We start from the raw sequence: 18,893 nt of genomic DNA on the forward strand, positions 1-18,893 counted from the left end.
GACCTGGTGTCGGGTTTTTGTTTGTTGGGCTAAAGTTTCGTGACGGTGCGTCGATAGCTTGAGTATACAAAGTTTGTTTTGCCTGCGAGGTCTTCCATGAATCCTATGCTTGCGTTGCGTCAATATCAGAAAGTTGGTTCTCATGCCCAGACGTCCGAGGCCAGCCCGCACCGTTTGGTGCAGATGCTGATGGAAGGAGGGCTCGACCGTATTGCCCAGGCCAAAGGTGCCATGTCGCGCAAGGATATGGCGGGTAAAAGTGTGAGTATCAGCAAGGCCATCGCCATTATTGGCGGCCTGCGTGAAGGTCTGGACATGGATAATCATGGTTCGGACGCGCTGCGTAATCAGGATAATCTGTACCACTACATGATGAAGCGGCTGGCCGAAGCCGGTATCAAGAGCGATCCGAAGATGCTTGATGAGGTCGCGGGCCTGTTGATTACGGTCAAAGAAGGCTGGGACGCGATTGCTGATATCGAGACGGCTCAAGGCGCTGTATAGAGGAGTCACCCCATGAGTGCTGCGCTGCAACGTATCGAAGAAACCCAGGAAGCGCTGCTTGAGGCTCTGGCTGTGCGTAACTGGGAGGCGATTACCCAACTCGATCTGGCTTGTCGTGAGTGTGTCGAGACGGTGGTAGAGCACGCAGCGCCCGATGATGAGAAGTTGCGCGGCAAACTTGAGGAGTTGCTCGGGGTCTACCGGCAGTTGATTGACGTCGCGGTCGGCGAGCGTCAGGCAATCGTCGATGAGATGTCAGAGATTCAGCGAGCCAAAAACGCTACGAAGGTATACCATTTGTTTGGCTGAGTTGGATTGTCGGACACAAAACACGCCATAAATTTGACTGTGTCCGTTTTTTTGACTTAACTAGTGATGTTTTTCGTTTTCTGGCGTCAGATCAGTATTAAGAAGTGGCTGAGATGCCAAGCGGCTTGCCTGCGGGCAGGTTAAAGAGTTGACTAGGGAAGTTGCTATTGCATGTGGCGTGAAATCAAAATCCTGCTGATCGATGACGATAGCCAGCGCCGCCGTGATCTGGCGGTCATTCTCAATTTTCTCGGCGAAGAGAACATTTCCTGTTCCAGTCAGGACTGGCAGCAGGTGGTTGGCTCTCTTGGCTCTACCCGGGAAGTACTTTGCGTACTTATTGGCAGTGTCAGCGCTGCTGGGAGCTTGCAGGGACTTCTTAAGACCATCGCTGCATGGGATGAGTTCCTTCCCGTGTTGCTTTTTGGTGAGCACGCCCCTGTAGAGCTGCCAGAAGACCTGCGCCGCCGGGTGCTGTCGACTCTGGAAATGCCGCCTAGCTACAGCAAGCTGTTGGACGCCTTGCACCGTGCGCAGGTCTATCGCGAGATGTACGACCAGGCCCGTGAGCGTGGCCGTCATCGTGAGCCGAACCTGTTTCGCAGCCTGGTGGGCACCAGCCGCGCGATTCAGCATGTCCGGCAGATGATGCAGCAGGTCGCCGATACCGACGCCAGTGTGTTGATCCTGGGTGAGTCCGGCACCGGCAAGGAAGTGGTCGCACGCAACCTGCATTACCATTCCAAGCGCCGTGACGCGCCTTTCGTGCCGGTCAATTGCGGGGCGATTCCTGCCGAATTGCTTGAGAGCGAGTTGTTCGGTCATGAGAAGGGGGCGTTCACCGGGGCGATCACCAGTCGTGCCGGGCGCTTCGAGCTCGCCAATGGCGGTACGCTGTTCCTTGACGAAATTGGCGACATGCCGTTGCCGATGCAGGTCAAGCTGCTGCGCGTGCTTCAGGAGCGCACCTTCGAGCGGGTCGGCAGCAACAAGACTCAAAGTATCGACGTGCGCATTATTGCGGCGACGCACAAGAATCTTGAGAGCATGATCGAGACCGGTGCGTTCCGCGAGGACCTGTACTACCGTCTGAACGTGTTCCCGATCGAGATGGCGCCACTGCGCGAGCGTGTCGAAGATATTCCGCTGCTGATGAATGAGCTGATTTCGCGGATGGAGCACGAGAAGCGCGGCTCGATCCGCTTCAACTCGGCGGCGATCATGTCGCTGTGTCGCCATGGCTGGCCGGGTAACGTTCGTGAGCTGGCCAACCTGGTCGAGCGCATGGCGATCATGCATCCCTATGGTGTGATCGGGGTGTCGGAGTTGCCGAAGAAATTCCGCTATGTCGATGATGAAGACGAGCAGATGGTCGACAGCCTGCGCAGCGATCTGGAAGAGCGGGTGGCGATCAATTCCACCACGCCGAACTTCACTTCCACTGCCATGTTGCCGCCCGAAGGGCTGGATCTGAAAGACTACCTGGGAGGTCTGGAGCAGGGCTTGATCCAGCAGGCGCTGGATGATGCCAACGGTATCGTGGCGCGAGCGGCTGAGCGGCTGCGGATTCGGCGTACCACGCTGGTCGAGAAAATGCGCAAATATGGCATGAGTCGCCGCGATGGTGACGAACAGGCAGATGATTGACGCTTGGCTGTCCAGGCGTTGACCAAAACCTCCGCCAATGCGGAGGTTTTGTTTTTTATGCGCCTGAAAAGCCTGGGGCTTTCGCCGCTGCACCGGTCTTGTCAGGGTTTTCCAGCGGGTTAGGCACGGTGATTGCTAAGTCTCTTTTCAACAAGCCGTTTAATGACGGTTCGCCCTGCGAGAGAGAATTCGATGCCTCAGGCCTTGCACGTTTCTACCGATCTTTCTGTTCAGTCGGCGTTGTCGCCGGAGCTGGAGAGCCGTCAGGGGCTGGAACAGGCTTTTGCGCTGTTCAATCAAATGTCCTCACAGTTGACTGACTCCTACGGGCTGCTCGAATCGCGGGTCAACGAGCTCAAGGGCGAGTTGGCCGAAGCCGGTGTGCAGCGGATGCAGGAGCTGGCGGAAAAAGAGCGTCTGGCCAACCGCTTGCAGAATTTGCTGGATCTGCTGCCAGGTGGGGTGATCGTCATTGATGGCAGTGGGGTGGTATGCGAAGCCAACCCGGCGGCTGTCGAGCTCTTGGGCCAGCCGCTGGAAGGGGAGTTGTGGCGTCAGGTGATTAGCCGCTGCTTTGCGCCGCGCAGTGACGACGGGCATGAGGTCTCGCTGAAGGACGGCCGACGCTTGTCGATTGCCACCCGTTCGCTGGACGCTGAACCTGGCCAACTGGTGTTGCTTACCGACCTGACAGAGACCCGGCGCTTGCAGGACCAGTTGGCGCGTCATGAGCGTTTGTCGTCGCTGGGGCGCATGGTCGCTTCGCTGGCGCATCAGATTCGTACGCCGTTGTCGGCGGCCATGATCTATGCCAGCCACCTGAGTGAACAGGCGTTGCCGGTCGAGACTCAGCAGCGCTTCGCCGGGCGTCTCAAGGAGCGGTTGCATGAGCTGGAGCACCAGGTGCGGGACATGTTGGTGTTCGCTCGCGGTGAGTTGCCGTTGAATGATCGTCTGCCGCCCGCCGCGCTGTTCCAGGCCTTGCAGGCGGCGGCGCAGACCCATGTGAGTGAGGTTGCGGTGCGCTGGCAGTGCGATCTGGTGCCGGGTGAGTTGCTGTGCAATCGCGACACACTGGTCGGTGCCTTGCTTAATCTGATCGAGAACGCGGTGCAGGCCAGTGGCAGCACCGCGCAGTTGAAGATCCACCTCTACCGTAGGGGTGACATGCTGCGCTTGTGCATCAGTGATCGTGGTGCGGGTATGGATGCGGCGGCGCTGGCGCGGATTGGCGAGCCGTTCTACACCACCAAGACCACCGGCACCGGGTTGGGCCTGGCGGTGGTTTTTGCGGTGGCACGGGCTCATCAGGGCCGCGTTGATTATCGCTCCAGAGTCGGGCGCGGTACGTGCGCCATTGTTAGTCTGCCGCTGATTCCCGGCGGCGCTCAGGGAGAAGTTTGATGGCGGGCAAGGTATTGCTGGTCGAGGATGATCGTGCGCTGCGCGAGGCGCTGGCCGACACGCTGGAACTGGCAGGTCATCAATACCGTGCGGTAGCCAGTGCTGAAGATGCGCTCAGAGCGGTTGCGCAGGATGCATTTAGCCTGGTGGTCAGTGATGTGAACATGCCGGGTATGGATGGCCACCAGTTGCTCGCCGCGTTGCGCGAGCGGCATCCGCACCTGCCGGTGCTGTTGATGACCGCCCATGGCGCTGTGGAGCGTGCTGTGGACGCCATGCGTCAGGGCGCAGTGGATTATCTGGTCAAGCCCTTTGAGCCGGGGGCGTTGCTGGCACTGGTGGCAAAGCATGCGCTGGGCAGTATTGGTCCTGCCGAGCATGACGGTCCGGTGGCCATCGAACCTGCCAGTCAGCAACTGCTGGAACTGGCTGCCAGGGTGGCGAGAAGTGACTCTACGGTGCTGATCTCGGGCGAGTCGGGCACCGGTAAAGAGGTGCTGGCGCGCTTCATTCATTTGCAGTCACCGCGCGCTGCGAAACCCTTCATTGCCATCAACTGTGCGGCCATTCCGGACAATATGCTCGAAGCCACACTGTTCGGGCACGAAAAGGGTTCGTTTACCGGGGCCGTCGCGGCCCAGGCGGGCAAGTTCGAGCTGGCCGAAGGCGGCACCATTTTGCTCGATGAAATTTCCGAAATGCCTATGGGGCTGCAAGCCAAGCTGCTACGGGTATTGCAGGAGCGCGAAGTTGAACGGGTCGGGGCGCGTAAGCCGATCAGCCTGGATATTCGGGTGTTGGCGACGACCAACCGTGATCTGGCCGGTGAAGTGGCGGCCGGGCGGTTTCGCGAAGACCTGTTCTATCGGCTGTCGGTGTTCCCGCTGGCCTGGCAACCGTTGCGTCAGCGAACTGCCGATATTCTGCCGTTGGCCGAGCGCTTGCTGAGCAAGCATGTCAAAAAAATGAAGCACGCGCCGGTACGGCTCTCGGAAGAGGCGCGCGCTTGCCTGGTGGCATACGCCTGGCCAGGCAATGTGCGTGAACTGGACAACGCACTGCAGCGCGCACTGATTCTGCAGCAGGGCGGGCTGATTCAGGCGCGCGATTTCTGCCTGGCCGGGCCGGTGACCTTCGCTGCCGAGCCGCCTGCGCCTGCTGGCGCCGTGCCGGTGGTGGGCGCTGATTTGTCAGCGGGCGCCGAGGCGGTCGGTGCGCTGGGCGAAGACCTGCGCCGTCGTGAATTCCAGTTGATCATCGACACGTTGCGCAGTGAGCGTGGGCGGCGCAAAGAGGCTGCTGAGCGGCTGGGTATCAGCCCGCGTACCTTGCGTTACAAGCTGGCGCAGATGCGTGACGCCGGGATGGATGTCGAGGCTTATCTGTACGCTTCATGAGAATGGTTTTTTATCGGTTTTGTTTGATGTTTATGTGATCCAGGTCAAATTGTCGATACAGTGCAATATCGCCGTGGCACTATGCACGGCATTGGGCGGTGTCGCTCATTCCGAACACTGTTTTGATGCAATAAAGCTTCTAGGTGGCTATTTGCCTGCATGTTAGCTGGCACTCTTGTTGCTACGACTTGAGTATCGCTGTTGCAGTGTCAAAAAAATGCGGGCCTCACGAGAGATAATGTCCATGAGCCAAGGTGTTGAATTTAATCGCTTGATGTTGGATATGCGGGCCATGCAGATGGATGCCATGGCGGCGTCCAAGCCGGTCGGCAATGTGCCTGAGGTCGCTGGCAGTAACTTTGCCGACCTGCTGGGGCAGGCGATCAACAAGGTGGCCGATACCCAGGCAGCCTCCAGCCAATTGTCCAATGCGTTCGAAATGGGCAAAAGCGGCGTGGACCTGACGGATGTGATGATTTCCTCGCAGAAGGCCAGCGTGTCCTTCCAGGCCTTGACCCAGGTGCGCAACAAGCTGGTGCAGGCCTACCAAGACATCATGCAGATGCCGGTTTAAGGGACGTACTGAGTCATGGCCGAAGCAGCATCTGATTCTGTCCCAGCGCGGGCGGGTAACCCGGACAAGAAGCCGCTGTTCGGCTTTGCTTTTCTGGAAAATCTTTCCGAAATGACCATGCTTCGTCAGGTCGGCCTCATGGTCGGTCTGGCAGCCAGCGTGGCCATCGGTTTTGCCGTTGTGCTCTGGTCTCAGCAACCCGACTACCGGCCGCTGTATGGCAGCCTGGCGGGTCTGGACAGCAAGCAGGTGATGGACACCCTGGGGGCGGCCAATATTCCTTACACCGTCGAGCCCAATTCCGGTGCTCTGCTGGTCAAGGCCGATGATCTGCAACGTGCCCGTATTCAGCTGGCCCAGGCCGGCGTCAGCCAGACCGATGCCAATATCGGCTTTGAGATTCTTGATAAGGATCAGGGGCTGGGTACCAGCCAGTTCATGGAAGCGACCCGCTATCGGCGTGGTCTTGAGGGTGAGCTGGCGCGAACCATTTCCTCGCTGAACAACGTCAAGGCGGCCCGTGTTCACCTGGCAATTCCGAAAAGCTCGGTGTTTGTCCGTGACGACCGCAAGCCGACCGCTTCGGTATTGGTCGAACTGTATCCGGGCCGTGCGCTGGAAGCCGGTCAGGTCGCCGCGATCGTCAATCTGGTCGCCACCAGCGTGCCCGAGCTGTCCAAATCACAGGTGACGGTGGTCGACCAGAAAGGCAACCTGTTGTCCGATCAGGCCGAGAACTCTGAGCTGACCATGGCCGGCAAGCAGTTCGACTACACCCGGCGCATGGAGAGCATGCTGACCCAACGGGTGCAGAATATCCTGCAGCCGGTGCTGGGCAGTGATCGCTACAAGGCCGAGGTCTCGGCCATGGTTGATTTCAGTGCGGTGGAGTCCACCTCGGAAAGCTTCAATCCGGACCAGCCGGCCCTGCGCAGCGAGCAGTCGGTCAATGAGCAGCGCTCCAGCAGCACTGGCCCGCAAGGTGTGCCTGGTGCGCTGAGCAACCAGCCGCCAGGTCCTGCCACGGCACCGCAAAATGCGGCAGCCGGTGCCGGCGGTGCCGCGCCTGCGATTGCGGCGGGTCAGCCGCTGCTTGATGCCAATGGTCAGCAGGTCATGGACCCCGCCACCGGTCAGCCGGCGCTGGCGCCGTTCCCGACCGACAAGCGTTCGCAGTCGACCAAGAACTTCGAGCTCGACCGCTCCATCAGCCACACCAAGCAGCAGGCCGGTCGGGTTACCCGGTTGTCGGTCGCGGTGGTGGTCGATGACATGGTCAAGACCAACCCGGCCAACGGTGAAGTCACTCGGGCGCCCTGGAGCGCTGCCGATCTGGCCCGCTTTACCCGTCTGGTGCAGGACGCAGTGGGCTACGACGCCAGCCGCGGCGACAGCGTCAGTGTGATCAACGTACCGTTTTCCAGTGAGCGCGGCGAAGTACTGCCGGATATTCCGTTCTACACCCAGCCGTGGTTCTGGGACATTATCAAGCAGGCTGCCGGGGTGATTTTCATCCTGATCCTGGTGTTTGGTGTGCTGCGCCCGGTACTGAGCAACATCACCAACCCCAAGAGCAAGGAGTTGGGCGGCTTTGGTGGCGATGCCGAACTCGGTGGCATGGGTGGTCTGGATGGCGAACTGTCGAACGACCGGGTCAGCCTGGGTGGTCCGCAGAGCATCCTGCTGCCTAGCCCGACCGAGGGCTATGACGCGCAGTTGAATGCAATCAAGGGCTTGGTGGCCGAAGACCCGGGTCGTGTGGCTCAGGTCGTAAAAGAGTGGATTAACGCTGATGAATGACCGCGCCGTGGCTGTCAAGTTGACCCAGGTCGAAAAGGCCGCAGTTCTGTTGCTGTCGCTGGGCGAAACCGATGCCGCCCAGGTGTTGCGGCATATGGGGCCCAAAGAAGTGCAGAAAGTCGGCGTGGCCATGGCGCAAATGCGCAATGTGCACCGCGAGCAGGTCGAAGAGGTGATGAGCGAGTTCGTCGACACGGTCGGCGATCAGACCAGTCTCGGCGTCGGCTCCGATGGCTACATTCGCAAGATGCTGACCCAGGCGCTGGGCGAAGACAAGGCCAACGGCCTGATCGACCGCATCCTGCTCGGTGGCAACACCAGCGGTCTGGACAGCCTCAAGTGGATGGAGCCGCGTGCGGTGGCCGACGTCATTCGTTACGAGCACCCGCAGATTCAGGCCATCGTGGTGGCGTATCTGGACGCTGACCAGGCGGGTGAGGTGCTTGGCCACTTCGATCATAAAGTGCGTCTGGATATCATCCTGCGGGTGTCGTCGCTCAACACGGTGCAGCCGGCGGCACTCAAAGAGCTCAACCAGATTCTCGAGAAGCAGTTCTCCGGCAATGCCAATACCTCGCGGACCACGCTGGGCGGTATCAAGCGTGCTGCGGACATCATGAACTTCCTCGACAGCTCCATCGAAGGCGCGCTCATGGATTCGATCCGCGAGGTCGACGAAGACCTGTCGACGCAGATCGAAGACCTTATGTTTGTCTTCAACAACTTGGCCGACGTCGACGACCGCGGCATCCAGGCGCTGCTTCGCGAAGTGTCTTCCGATGTGCTGGTGCTGGCGCTCAAGGGTGCCGACGAGGCAATCAAGGAGAAGGTCTTCAAGAACATGTCCAAGCGTGCTGCCGAGCTGCTGCGCGACGATCTGGAGGCCAAAGGGCCGGTGCGGGTCAGCGATGTGGAGACCGCGCAGAAGGAAATCCTCACCATCGCCCGCCGAATGGCCGAAGCTGGCGAGATTGTGCTGGGTGGCAAAGGTGGCGAGGAAATGATCTAAGCCATGTCCAGCTCTGTAAAAGATTCGTTACCCAGTGATCTGATTCGCGCCAAGGATGTTCGTGACGCAGATGTCTGGGCCTTGCCCAGCTTTGACCCCTATGTGGAGCCCGAGCCGGAACCGGAGCCTGAGCCTGAACCGCTGGAGATGGAAGAGGTGCCGCTGGAGGAAGTCCAGCCACTGACGCTTGAAGAGCTGGAAAGCATTCGCCAGGAGGCCTGGAACGAAGGCTTCGCTACCGGCGAAAAAGAAGGTTTTCATAGTACCCGGATCAAGGTTCGCCAAGAGGCTGAAGTGGCTCTGGCGGCCAAGCTCGACAGCCTTGAACTGTTGATGAGCCAGTTGCTCGACCCTATCGCCGAGCAAGACACCCAGATTGAGAAGTCGCTGGTCCATTTGGTCGAGCATATCGCCCGCCAGGTCATTCAGCGCGAACTGCAAACCGACTCGCAGCAGATCGCCCATGTGTTGCGCGAAGCGTTGAAACTGCTGCCGATGGGCGCCAATAATCTGCGCATTTTTGTCAATCCGCAGGACTTTTCCGTGGTTAAGCTGCTGCGCGAGCGTCATGAAGAGAATTGGAAGATTCTTGAAGATGACGCGCTGATGCCAGGTGGCTGCCGCATTGAAACCGAGCACAGCCGGATCGATGCCAGTGTCGAGACCCGGATCAGTCAGGCGATTGCCCGCCTGTACGATCAGATGCATGAACAGGTCGCGCATCCGGCAGCGCCTGATCTGAGCATCGAACTGCCTGATGTTGAAGTGCCGCGCAGCAGTGATATCCCCGAGCAGCCGGTCGGCGCTGACTCGCTGGCGGCGGACGAAGAGCCGGGCCATGCGCCTTGAACGCCTGAGTTTCGCCAAGCGCCTGGGCGGTTACGCCAGCGCCATCGACCTGCCGACTCAGCCCGTGGTTGAAGGCCGTCTGCTGCGCATGGTCGGCCTGACCCTTGAGGCTGAAGGTTTGCGCGCAGCGATGGGCAGCCGCTGTGTGGTCATCAACGACGACAGTCACCATCCGGTCCAGGTGGATGCCGAAGTCATGGGTTTTGCCGGTGGCAAAGTGTTCCTGATGCCGGTGGGCAGTGTGGTCGGTATTGCGCCAGGTGCGCGGGTCGTGCCGCTGGCTGACACTGGTCGGCTGCCCATGGGCATGAGCATGCTGGGTCGGGTGCTTGACGGTGCCGGTCGCCCGCTCGACGGTCGCCCGCCGGTCAAGGCTGAAGACTGGGTGCCGATGGATGGCCCGACCATCAACCCGCTCAAGCGTGACCCGATCAGTCGGCCGCTGGATGTGGGCATTCGCTGCATCAACGGTTTGTTGACGGTGGGGCGTGGTCAGCGGCTGGGGCTGTTCGCCGGTACCGGGGTGGGCAAGAGTGTGTTGCTCGGCATGATGACCCGCTTTACTGAGGCCGACATCATTGTGGTCGGGCTGATCGGTGAACGGGGTCGGGAGGTGAAGGAATTCATCGAGCACATTCTTGGCGAAGAGGGGCTCAAGCGTTCCGTGGTGGTGGCTTCACCTGCCGATGATGCGCCGCTGATGCGTTTGCGGGCGGCGATGTATTGCACCCGTATCGCGGAATACTTCCGCGATCGGGGCAAGAACGTGCTGCTGCTGATGGATTCATTGACCCGTTTTGCCCAGGCCCAGCGTGAAATCGCTCTCGCCATTGGCGAGCCGCCTGCGACCAAGGGCTACCCGCCATCGGTGTTTGCCCGTTTGCCCAAACTGGTGGAGCGTGCCGGTAATGCCGAGGCCGGTGGCGGCTCGATCACAGCGTTCTATACCGTGCTGTCTGAAGGTGACGATCAGCAGGACCCGATTGCCGACTCGGCCCGTGGCGTGCTGGACGGGCATATCGTGCTGTCACGACGTCTGGCCGAAGAGGGGCACTACCCGGCCATCGATATCGAGGCATCCATCAGCCGGGTCATGCCGGCGGTGGTCAGCCCTGACCACATGATGCGCGCGCAATACTTCAAGCAACTATGGTCCCGTTATCAGCAGACTCGCGACCTGATCAGCGTCGGTGCTTATGTGGCCGGCGGTGACCGGGAAACCGACCTGGCGATTCAGTTGCAGCCGGCACTGGTGCGCTTTCAGCGCCAGGGCCTGACCGAAAGCTTCAGCATGCAGGACAGTGAGGGTGCTTTGGCGGCGGTGTTCGGTCCGGCACCGGGCGGTTGATGAGCCATGGCACAGAGTCGTGCGGCGCGCCTGGCGCCGGTTGTGGAAATGGCCGAGTCGGCAGAGCGAACCGCGGCGCAGCGCCTGGGGCACGCCCAGGGGCAGGTCAATCTGGCGCACAGCAAGCTTGAAGAGCTGGAGCAGTTTCGCCTCAACTATCAGCAGCAATGGATCGACAAGGGCAACCATGGCGTTTCAGGTCAGTGGCTGATGAACTACCAGCGCTTTCTCAATCAGCTTGAAACTGCGATCGGCCAGCAGCGCAAGAGCCTCGCCTGGCATCAAGCCAACCTGGATCGGGCGCGTGGCGTCTGGCAGCAGGCCTATGCGCGGGTCGAAGGGTTGCGCAAGCTGGTACAGCGCTACATTGATGAGGCGCGGGCGCTGGAAGACAAGCGTGAGCAGAAACTGCTCGATGAGCTGTCTCAGCGCTTGCCGCGTCACGAGATGTAGCGCCGATCATGGTCTAGTCTGTGTCTTATCATTGATGCAGCGCAGGAGTGGGTTATGACAGTCACTTGCGGTCTCTCGCCAGACGGTCGGCAAGTCACGCTGTTTATCGAGGGGCGATTCGACTTCTCCTGCCATCAGGATTTTCGTGCCGCTTATGAAGCTTTTTCCGGCGAGCTGGATTATGTCGTGGACCTGCGCGGCACTCACTATCTGGACAGCTCGGCGCTGGGCATGCTGCTGTTGTTGCGCGACCATGCCGGTGGCGACCATGCGCAGGTACGGCTGATCAACTGCAGCAGCGACGTGGTCAAGATCCTGACCATCTCCAATTTCTCCAAACTGTTTACGCTGGGTTAAGTCTTGCAGCCTGTGGGACAAGAGCTACGGGTGCTGATTGCTGATGACAGTGCCAGTGACAGGCTGCTGTTATCGACCCTGATCAGTCGGCAGGGGCACCAGCCGCTGGTCGCTGCCAATGGTCAGGAGGCTGTGCAGCTGTATCGCGATCACCAGCCGCAGTTGGTACTGATGGATGCCCTGATGCCGGTCATGGACGGCTTCGAGGCTGCCCGTCAGATCAAGCAGATGGCCGGGCAGGCGCTGGTGCCGATCATCTTTCTGACCTCTCTGACCGAGGGGGAGGCGCTGGCCCGATGCCTGGATGCCGGCGGTGACGACTTTCTGGCGAAGCCCTTCAATCCTCTGGTGCTGGCCGCCAAGATCAATGCCATGAATCGACTGCGGCAACTGCAGGATACTGTGCTGCGCCAGCGCGACCTGCTTGCCAGTCATCGTGAACATTTACTCAACGAGCAGCGGGTGGCCAAGGCGGTATTTGACCAGGTGGCGCATTCCGGCTGTCTTGACGCATCGTGTATCCGTTATCTGCAGTCGCCTTATGCGCTGTTCAATGGCGACCTGATGCTGGCGGCCTATACACCGGCCGGGCACATGCATGTGTTTCTCGGCGACTTCACAGGGCATGGTTTGCCGGCAGCAGTAGGTGCCATGCCGCTGGCCGAGGTTTTCTACGGGATGACCGCCAAAGGCTACGAGCTGGCGGAAATCCTGCGGGAGATGAACGGCAAGCTCAAACGTATCCTGCCGGTAGACATGTTTTGTTGCGCCACGCTGTTGTGCATCGATGCCGGTCAGCAGCAGGTCGAGCTATGGAATGGCGGGTTGCCTGACGGTTATCTGCTGCGCGCCGACAACGCCGGGTTTGTCCCGTTGCAGTCCCGGCACCTGCCGCTGGGCGTGTTGTCACCCAAGGCGTTCGAGGCGCATACCGAGGTTCACCCGTTGGGGGCCGGGGACCGGATCTTTCTGTTGTCTGATGGAGTGATCGACACCCGGGATGCTCAGGATCAGCTGTTTGGCTCGCAACGCCTGTGCGAAGTCCTGGCTGCCAATCGCGAGCCCGAAATGCTGATTCAGGAGATTCTCCAGGCGCTCAACGATTTTGGCGGTCGTGCGCGCGACGATGTGAGCATGCTGGAGATCAGTGCCGGGCATGGCGCGCTGCCGGCCACTGCGTTGACCCAGGGTTGGTCCGACAGTGGCCTGGCGGAGCCGGTGGACTGGTCGGTGGCCTTCGAGTTTCGCGCTGCGACCCTCAAAGCGAGTAATCCGCTGCCTGGCGTGCTGCAACTGCTGCTGGAGCAGCGCGGCTTGCGTGAGCAGGCGGCCACGATTTACAGCGTGCTCACCGAGCTTTACAGCAATGCTTTGGAGCATGGCGTTCTCGGGCTGGATTCCACGCTCAAACAGGATGCGGCCGGTTTTGCCCGGTATTACGAGGCGCGCGCCAAGCGTCTGGCTGAGCTGCAAAACGGGTTCATCCGCCTGGAGTTGGTGCTTTGTTCTGCTGCGCAAGGCGGCAGGTTGCAGATTTGCATGCAGGACAGTGGCCAAGGTTTCGACGTCCAGGCGGTGCTGGCCAGGCTACCAGATGATGCGGGCCTGCACGGTCGCGGGCTGCGCCTGATTCGCTCGTTGTGCCGGGATGCGCGATGGTCCGCCGATGGTTGTACGGTGCATGTGGAATTTGTCTGGGGGGCGATGGCATACTTGCCTTCGGGGTCTTGATCAAGGAGTGAGCAAGTGTCGTTCGTACAGATTGACTACGCGGTATTGAATACCTTGCAAGAGGTCATGGAAGACGAGTATCTGACGCTCATCGACGTCTTCCTGAGCGACTCCGAGCAGCGCCTGGCATTGCTTCGTCAGGCGGCGCGCAACCTGGCCGGCGGTACATCGCCTGATCTGGCGGAACTGGGGCTGGCGGCGCACAGCTTCAAGGGCAGCAGCAGCAATATGGGCGCCCTGCGCTTGTCCGAATTGTGCCGTCAGCTCGAAGAGCAGGCCCGGCGTCAGGCGCTCGATGGCCTTGAAGAACTTGTCGGCTTGATCGACGGCGAGTATCAGGCCATTCGCCAAGTGTTCAATGCCGAGCGACAGGTCCTTGTGGCTCAGACCTGAGTATTGCTGTGTTTGCTATCTCCCTGGCTAATTTGGCCTGCATTTTGCTAGTGCAATAGCATTGTGCTGCTTTATGTGGAGATCCCGATGCCCCTTGCTCCAGATGTGTTCCTCCAGGCGAATGTAGCGGCTCCGGCCAAGACCGGTGCCGTCAGTAATTCGTTCAAGCCTGCCGAAACCAGCAAGGCTGACGCCTCCAGCTTCTCTGATGTCTATGCGCAGCAGTCTCGCGACAAGCCTGCCGTCGAGCGCGATGTGCCGGCCAGGCCTGCTCGGGACAAGCCCGCTGCCGATAAAGACAAGGCGGTTGCAACCAAAGACAAGCCTGCTGCGGTCGGCAAAGACAAGCCGGATACGGCAGACAAGGCCAAGAGTGAGCCTGATCAGGTTGCCGGAAGCGGCAATTCATTGCCAGTCCAGGCCAAGGGTCAGACCGCTGATGCTGATGATCAATCGAGTGCCGATCCGTCCGAGGCTGTCGAGCAACTGGTGGGGCTGCCGACGCTGATTCAGATTCCGGTTGAGGTAGCGGTTGACGCTCCGGTGTCGGCAGATGCGGCCATTGATGGCCTGCAGCAGTCCCAGCTCGCAGCGTCGCCGCTGGCAGCGGCGCCTGCGGCAACTTCTGCTGCTGTGGAAGAGGCGTTCAATCCGGAGGCTGACCCGCTTGACGGTCTGCATGCCTTGCAGTTTGCGCTTGAAAGTGCAGGCGGCAAGAGTCGTGCTGCTGCGCCGGTGGCGACTAATCAGGCCGGGCAGGCTCAGGCGAATCCGGACCTCAACGCCGACGACACTCGGGCGCAGAACGTTGTCAATAATCTGGCGAGCCTTAATGGTGACCCGGCAGCTCAGGATGGTTCTACCGAGAGCAGTGATCAGTCTTTTACTGCGGTGCTCGGTGATGGGCTTAAGGATGTAAAGAGCGCTGCCGGTGATACCCGGGTCGATAACTTTGCCGAACGTCTTGCCGCGTTGAGTCAGGCCGCCCAGCCGGCGCGGCCGGTGACTGCGCCGGTGGCTTCGCCATTGGGTCAGCCGTTGGCCATGCATCAGAGTGGCTGGACCGAGGGTATTGTCGATCGGGTCATGTACCTGTCGAGTCAGAATCTCAAGTCGGCAGAGATCAAGCTTGAGCCTGCGGAGCTGGGGCGTCTGGACATCCGTGTCAATATGGCGCCGGATCAACAGACCCAGGTGACCTTTGCCAGTGCGCATCTGGGCGTGCGCGATGCATTGGAGAGCCAGGTCGCGCGCCTGCGTGAGTCGTTCAGTCAGCAGGGCCTGGGTCAGGTTGACGTCAATGTCTCTGACCAGTCACAGCAACAAGCCCAGCAGCAGGCGCAGGAGCAGGCCAGTCGCGCGCAGCGTGGCGGGCGAGGGTCTATGGCGCAGGATGAAGTTGAGGATGAAGTGGCGCCGGCAGCGGTTGCTGCAGTGTCTCAGCCTGCCCAGCGGATTGTGGGTAGCAGCGAAATCGATTACTACGCCTGATCCGCAAAAAAGCGCGCCTGAAATTGCTCGGTGCGCGCTTTCCTCTGCTGTGCTCGCCACTCTGGCATAACACTTGCTCAAACTCTGTTACGTATCAACGAACCCCTTGAATACTGACGGATTATTGGCATGGCGAGTGACGCAGTTAAAGAGCCCGGCTCGAAAAGTAAACTCAAGCTCATCATTATCGGCGTTGTTGCCCTGTTGCTGGCGGTAGGCTTGTCGGCAGGCGCGACCTGGTTTCTCATGCACAAATCCGAGCCCAAGCCTGATCCGGCAGCGGCTGCGGCCGCTGCGAATGTTCGGCAGCCTGCGGTATTTGAACCTCTCACACCGGCATTCGTGGTCAACTTCAATGCCAATGGACGCCAGCGTTACATGCAGGTCAACATCACCATGCTTGCACGCAATACGGCAGACATGGAGGCGCTGAAAGTGCATATGCCGACCATTCGCAATAATCTGGTCATGCTGTTCGCCGGTATCCCGTTCGAATCGCTGTCATCGCCGATCGGCCAGGAAATGTTGCGCCAGAAAGCCACGGCCAGCATTCAGGAAGTCGCTCAAAAAGAGCTGGGCAAGACTGTGATTGAGCAGCTGCTCTTCACCAACTTCGTATTGCAGTAGGACTCCAGGACATGGCCGTGCAAGACCTGCTGTCCCAGGATGAGATCGACGCGCTGCTGCACGGCGTGGACGATGGAATGGTCCAGACCGATAACGCAGTCGAGCCTGGCAGCGTCAAAAGTTATGACCTGACCAGCCAGGACCGGATCGTCCGGGGGCGCATGCCGACCCTGGAAATGATCAACGAGCGGTTCGCCCGTTACACCCGCATCAGCATGTTCAATCTGCTGCGCCGCTCGGCGGATGTTGCGGTAGGTGGCGTACAGGTAATGAAGTTCGGTGAGTACGTGCATTCGTTGTATGTGCCCACCAGCCTCAACCTGGCCAAGATCAAGCCGCTGCGCGGCACTGCCTTGTTCATTCTTGACGCCAAGCTGGTGTTCAAGCTGGTGGACAACTTCTTTGGCGGTGACGGGCGCCATGCCAAGATCGAGGGGCGTGAGTTCACGCCGACCGAACTGCGTGTGGTGCGTATGGTGCTCGATCAGGTATTTATCGACCTCAAGGAGGCCTGGCAGGCAATCATGGAGGTCAATTTCGAGTACATCAACTCGGAAGTGAACCCGGCCATGGCCAACATCGTCGGGCCCAGTGAAGCCGTCGTGATCTCGACCTTCCATATCGAGCTCGATGGCGGTGGCGGCGACCTGCACGTGACCATGCCTTATTCGATGATCGAGCCGATCCGCGAGATGCTTGATGCCGGCTTTCAGTCTGATCTGGATGATCAGGATGAGCGCTGGATCAAGGCACTCAAGGAGGACGTGCTGGATGTATCGGTCCCGCTGACGACTACGGTTGCGCAGCGTCAGTTGCAGTTGCGCGACATCCTGCACATGCAGCCTGGCGATGTGATTCCTGTCGAGCTGCCCGAGGCGCTGGTCATGCGCGCCAACGGTGTGCCGTCATTCAAGGTCAAGCTCGGTTCGCACAAGGGCAATCTGGCCTTGCAGGTTATCGAACCGATAGAGCGGCGTTGACAGACCGTCGCGCCACAACCCAATTGCGTAATTGAATTACTGCCCGCAGAGGACAACCGATGGCTGATGAAAACGATATGACGTCTGCTGATGATCAGGCGTTGGCCGATGAGTGGGCTGCTGCGCTGAATGAAGCCGGCGAGGGAGGGCAGTCTGATATTGATGCGCTGCTGGCGGCTGATGAAGCGAGCCGCCCCAGCTCCAATCGTATGCCCATGGAAGAGTTTGGCAGTGTGCCCAAGAGCACTGCGCCGGTCACGCTCGATGGTCCGAACCTGGATGTGATCCTGGATATCCCGGTGTCGATTTCCATGGAAGTGGGCAGCACCGATATCAGCATTCGTAACCTGTTGCAGCTCAACCAGGGCTCGGTGATCGAGCTTGATCGCCTGGCGGGAGAGCCGCTGGATGTGCTGGTTAATGGCACCCTGATCGCCCATGGCGAGGTGGTGGTGGTCAATGAAAAGTTCGGCATTCGCCTGACTGACGTGATCAGTCCGAGTGAACGCATCAAGAAGCTGCGCTAAGTGAACCGCTGGTTGATGCTGTTGCTGGCTGCGCCTTTGGCTGTGCTGGCAGCCGAGCCGACAGCTCAGGCGGCTGCCCCGCAGGTGGGTAGCGCTCTGTCCGGTGGCTGGGGTGGGCAACTGTTGCAGTTATTACTGGGGCTGTTGCTGGTCATCGGGCTGATCTTTGTGCTGGCGTGGGTGATGCGTCGGATTCAGGGGGCGTCGATCGGCAATCAGCAGGTTATCGAATTGGTTGGCTCCAGAGCTTTGGGGCCGCGTGACCGGCTGGTACTGGTGCAGGTGGGTAAGGAACAGATTTTATTGGGGATCACGCCTGGGCGTATCACGCCTCTGCATGTGCTCAATGAAAATGTTCAGGTGCCGGTTCGCGAGCCGGCCACTCCCGAGTTCGCCCAGCGCCTGCTGGAGCTCATGGGCAAGGATAAGGACAACAAGTGATGGGTGCCTTGCGTTGGCTGGTGGTGCTGTTGTTGGGGCTGGGAGCACCTGTGGCCCTGGCGGCCGATCCGTTGTCGATTCCGGCTATTACGCTGTCCAACGGGACTGACGGCCAGCAGGAGTATTCGGTCAGCTTGCAGATCTTGCTGATCATGACGGCGCTGAGTTTTATTCCGGCATTCGTCATGCTGATGACCAGTTTCACCCGGATCATCGTGGTGTTCTCGATTCTGCGCCAGGCTCTGGGCTTGCAGCAAACCCCATCGAACCAGATTCTGATTGGCATGGCGCTGTTTCTGACCATGTTCATCATGGCGCCGGTGTTTGATCGGGTGAACAACGATGCTCTGCAGCCTTATCTGGCTGAGACCCTTACTGCCCAGCAAGCGGTCGCCAAAGCCCAGGTGCCGATCAAGGACTTCATGCTGGCCCAGACCCGGACCAGCGACCTGGAACTGTTCATGCGTCTGTCCAAACGCACTGATATTCCTACACCGGATGCCGCGCCCCTGACCATCCTGGTGCCGGCATTTGTGATCTCTGAGCTCAAGACGGCGTTCCAGATCGGTTTCATGATCTTCATCCCGTTTCTGATCATCGACATGGTGGTGGCCAGTGTGCTGATGGCGATGGGTATGATGATGCTCTCGCCGCTGATCATCTCATTGCCATTCAAGATCATGCTGTTTGTGCTGGTTGATGGCTGGGCGTTGATTGTCGGTACTTTGGCTGGCAGTTTTGGCGGCGTATGAAGAGTCTGGTGGAGGCGTCGTTGTCATGACCCCTGAAGTCGCGGTCGATCTGTTTCGCGAGGCGTTGTGGTTGACCACCATGCTGGTGGCCATTCTGGTGGTGCCGAGCCTGATCTGCGGTCTTATCGTGGCCATATTTCAGGCGGCCACGCAAATCAACGAACAGACCCTGAGCTTTCTGCCGCGCCTGTTGGTGATGCTCATCACGCTGATTGTCACCGGTCCCTGGTTGTTGAAAGTGTTCATGGACTATGTCCTGAATCTGTTCAACAGCATTCCCACCTTGATCGGCTGAGGATC

The 18,893-nt window shown here is 59.6% G+C and carries 21 protein-coding genes; all 21 read left to right on the plus strand.

The features are described from left to right. Window positions 1-96: 96 nt before the first annotated feature. The 21 genes from fliS to fliQ all read left to right on the plus strand — a co-directional run bounded on the left by fliS (window position 97) and on the right by fliQ (window position 18,888). On the plus strand, window positions 97-504 hold the full coding sequence (fliS, locus tag NJC40_RS14985) for a flagellar export chaperone FliS (RefSeq protein ID WP_253140119.1): 408 nt from the start codon (window positions 97-99) through the stop codon (window positions 502-504). Window positions 505-516: 12 nt separating this feature from the next. After that, complete coding sequence (fliT, locus tag NJC40_RS14990; protein ID WP_045489418.1) at window positions 517-813, plus strand: flagellar protein FliT; 297 nt, start codon at window positions 517-519, stop codon at window positions 811-813. Window positions 814-984: 171 nt separating this feature from the next. Further along, a complete protein-coding gene (gene fleQ / locus NJC40_RS14995) occupies window positions 985-2,460 on the plus strand; it encodes a transcriptional regulator FleQ (RefSeq protein ID WP_045489420.1) in 1,476 nt (491 codons plus the stop codon). Between the two features lie 192 nt (window positions 2,461-2,652). Further along, window positions 2,653-3,864, plus strand: coding sequence for a sensor histidine kinase (locus NJC40_RS15000; RefSeq protein WP_253140120.1), 1,212 nt, complete (start codon window positions 2,653-2,655; stop codon window positions 3,862-3,864). Beyond that, a complete protein-coding gene (locus NJC40_RS15005; protein ID WP_253140121.1) occupies window positions 3,864-5,261 on the plus strand; it encodes a sigma-54-dependent transcriptional regulator in 1,398 nt (465 codons plus the stop codon). The genes NJC40_RS15000 and NJC40_RS15005 overlap by 1 nt, the downstream gene beginning before the upstream one ends. Window positions 5,262-5,505: 244 nt before the next feature. Further along, a complete protein-coding gene (gene fliE, locus NJC40_RS15010) occupies window positions 5,506-5,835 on the plus strand; it encodes a flagellar hook-basal body complex protein FliE (protein ID WP_045494508.1) in 330 nt (109 codons plus the stop codon). Window positions 5,836-5,850: 15 nt separating this feature from the next. Continuing rightward, window positions 5,851-7,635 (plus strand): flagellar basal-body MS-ring/collar protein FliF, encoded by a 1,785-nt coding sequence (fliF, locus tag NJC40_RS15015; RefSeq protein ID WP_045489428.1) that lies wholly within the window; start codon window positions 5,851-5,853, stop codon window positions 7,633-7,635. Further along, window positions 7,628-8,644: a flagellar motor switch protein FliG gene (fliG, locus tag NJC40_RS15020; protein ID WP_045489430.1), complete on the plus strand. Its 1,017-nt coding sequence runs from the start codon at window positions 7,628-7,630 to the stop codon at window positions 8,642-8,644. The genes fliF and fliG overlap by 8 nt, the downstream gene beginning before the upstream one ends. 3 nt (window positions 8,645-8,647) lie before the next feature. Further along, entirely contained in the window at window positions 8,648-9,493 is an 846-nt protein-coding gene (fliH, locus tag NJC40_RS15025; RefSeq protein ID WP_045489433.1) for a flagellar assembly protein FliH, read from the plus strand. Further along, window positions 9,483-10,841 carry a flagellar protein export ATPase FliI gene (gene fliI, locus NJC40_RS15030; protein WP_045489436.1) on the plus strand — a complete coding sequence of 453 codons (1,359 nt, stop codon included), beginning with the start codon at window positions 9,483-9,485 and terminating at the stop codon, window positions 10,839-10,841. Before fliH ends, fliI begins: the two co-directional genes overlap by 11 nt. A 6-nt stretch (window positions 10,842-10,847) precedes the next feature. Next, window positions 10,848-11,294: a flagellar export protein FliJ gene (gene fliJ, locus NJC40_RS15035; RefSeq protein WP_045489438.1), complete on the plus strand. Its 447-nt coding sequence runs from the start codon at window positions 10,848-10,850 to the stop codon at window positions 11,292-11,294. A gap of 54 nt (window positions 11,295-11,348) precedes the next feature. After that, window positions 11,349-11,651, plus strand: coding sequence for an STAS domain-containing protein (locus NJC40_RS15040; protein WP_045489440.1), 303 nt, complete (start codon window positions 11,349-11,351; stop codon window positions 11,649-11,651). Between the two features lie 3 nt (window positions 11,652-11,654). Further along, window positions 11,655-13,382 carry an ATP-binding SpoIIE family protein phosphatase gene (locus NJC40_RS15045; RefSeq protein ID WP_253140122.1) on the plus strand — a complete coding sequence of 576 codons (1,728 nt, stop codon included), beginning with the start codon at window positions 11,655-11,657 and terminating at the stop codon, window positions 13,380-13,382. Between the two features lie 66 nt (window positions 13,383-13,448). Continuing rightward, entirely contained in the window at window positions 13,449-13,775 is a 327-nt protein-coding gene (locus NJC40_RS15050; protein ID WP_253140225.1) for an Hpt domain-containing protein, read from the plus strand. Between the two features lie 87 nt (window positions 13,776-13,862). Then, a complete protein-coding gene (locus tag NJC40_RS15055; RefSeq protein ID WP_253140123.1) occupies window positions 13,863-15,266 on the plus strand; it encodes a flagellar hook-length control protein FliK in 1,404 nt (467 codons plus the stop codon). Window positions 15,267-15,395: 129 nt separating this feature from the next. Continuing rightward, a complete protein-coding gene (fliL, locus tag NJC40_RS15060; RefSeq protein WP_253140124.1) occupies window positions 15,396-15,893 on the plus strand; it encodes a flagellar basal body-associated protein FliL in 498 nt (165 codons plus the stop codon). Window positions 15,894-15,904: 11 nt separating this feature from the next. Then, on the plus strand, window positions 15,905-16,873 hold the full coding sequence (gene fliM / locus NJC40_RS15065) for a flagellar motor switch protein FliM (RefSeq protein ID WP_045489451.1): 969 nt from the start codon (window positions 15,905-15,907) through the stop codon (window positions 16,871-16,873). A gap of 59 nt (window positions 16,874-16,932) precedes the next feature. Further along, the gene (gene fliN / locus NJC40_RS15070; RefSeq protein WP_045489454.1) at window positions 16,933-17,400 is read left to right on the plus strand and encodes a flagellar motor switch protein FliN; all 468 of its coding nucleotides are present in this window, start codon (window positions 16,933-16,935) and stop codon (window positions 17,398-17,400) included. Further along, window positions 17,401-17,841 (plus strand): flagellar biosynthetic protein FliO, encoded by a 441-nt coding sequence (gene fliO, locus NJC40_RS15075; protein ID WP_253140125.1) that lies wholly within the window; start codon window positions 17,401-17,403, stop codon window positions 17,839-17,841. Next, the gene (gene fliP, locus NJC40_RS15080) at window positions 17,841-18,593 is read left to right on the plus strand and encodes a flagellar type III secretion system pore protein FliP (protein ID WP_045489461.1); all 753 of its coding nucleotides are present in this window, start codon (window positions 17,841-17,843) and stop codon (window positions 18,591-18,593) included. The genes fliO and fliP overlap by 1 nt, the downstream gene beginning before the upstream one ends. Window positions 18,594-18,618: 25 nt before the next feature. Continuing rightward, window positions 18,619-18,888, plus strand: coding sequence for a flagellar biosynthesis protein FliQ (gene fliQ / locus NJC40_RS15085; protein WP_045489464.1), 270 nt, complete (start codon window positions 18,619-18,621; stop codon window positions 18,886-18,888). Window positions 18,889-18,893: the final 5 nt, after the last annotated feature.

The sequence above is a fragment of the Pseudomonas sp. 21LCFQ02 genome (genome assembly GCF_024129895.2).
Classification (GTDB): Bacteria; Pseudomonadota; Gammaproteobacteria; order Pseudomonadales; family Pseudomonadaceae; genus Aquipseudomonas.

Bases quoted from the DNA above. Each gene is read 5' to 3' on its own strand.
- fliS (WP_253140119.1), top strand. From the start codon at position 97: ATGAATCCTATGCTTGCGTTGCGTCAATATCAGAAAGTTGGTTCTCAT.
- fliT (WP_045489418.1), top strand. From the start codon at position 517: ATGAGTGCTGCGCTGCAACGTATCGAAGAAACCCAGGAAGCGCTGCTT.
- fleQ (WP_045489420.1), top strand. From the start codon at position 985: ATGTGGCGTGAAATCAAAATCCTGCTGATCGATGACGATAGCCAGCGC.
- NJC40_RS15000 (WP_253140120.1), top strand. From the start codon at position 2,653: ATGCCTCAGGCCTTGCACGTTTCTACCGATCTTTCTGTTCAGTCGGCG.
- NJC40_RS15005 (WP_253140121.1), top strand. From the start codon at position 3,864: ATGGCGGGCAAGGTATTGCTGGTCGAGGATGATCGTGCGCTGCGCGAG.
- fliE (WP_045494508.1), top strand. From the start codon at position 5,506: ATGAGCCAAGGTGTTGAATTTAATCGCTTGATGTTGGATATGCGGGCC.
- fliF (WP_045489428.1), top strand. From the start codon at position 5,851: ATGGCCGAAGCAGCATCTGATTCTGTCCCAGCGCGGGCGGGTAACCCG.
- fliG (WP_045489430.1), top strand. From the start codon at position 7,628: ATGAATGACCGCGCCGTGGCTGTCAAGTTGACCCAGGTCGAAAAGGCC.
- fliH (WP_045489433.1), top strand. From the start codon at position 8,648: ATGTCCAGCTCTGTAAAAGATTCGTTACCCAGTGATCTGATTCGCGCC.
- fliI (WP_045489436.1), top strand. From the start codon at position 9,483: ATGCGCCTTGAACGCCTGAGTTTCGCCAAGCGCCTGGGCGGTTACGCC.
- fliJ (WP_045489438.1), top strand. From the start codon at position 10,848: ATGGCACAGAGTCGTGCGGCGCGCCTGGCGCCGGTTGTGGAAATGGCC.
- NJC40_RS15040 (WP_045489440.1), top strand. From the start codon at position 11,349: ATGACAGTCACTTGCGGTCTCTCGCCAGACGGTCGGCAAGTCACGCTG.
- NJC40_RS15050 (WP_253140225.1), top strand. From the start codon at position 13,449: ATGGAAGACGAGTATCTGACGCTCATCGACGTCTTCCTGAGCGACTCC.
- NJC40_RS15055 (WP_253140123.1), top strand. From the start codon at position 13,863: ATGCCCCTTGCTCCAGATGTGTTCCTCCAGGCGAATGTAGCGGCTCCG.
- fliL (WP_253140124.1), top strand. From the start codon at position 15,396: ATGGCGAGTGACGCAGTTAAAGAGCCCGGCTCGAAAAGTAAACTCAAG.
- fliM (WP_045489451.1), top strand. From the start codon at position 15,905: ATGGCCGTGCAAGACCTGCTGTCCCAGGATGAGATCGACGCGCTGCTG.
- fliN (WP_045489454.1), top strand. From the start codon at position 16,933: ATGGCTGATGAAAACGATATGACGTCTGCTGATGATCAGGCGTTGGCC.
- fliP (WP_045489461.1), top strand. From the start codon at position 17,841: ATGGGTGCCTTGCGTTGGCTGGTGGTGCTGTTGTTGGGGCTGGGAGCA.
- fliQ (WP_045489464.1), top strand. From the start codon at position 18,619: ATGACCCCTGAAGTCGCGGTCGATCTGTTTCGCGAGGCGTTGTGGTTG.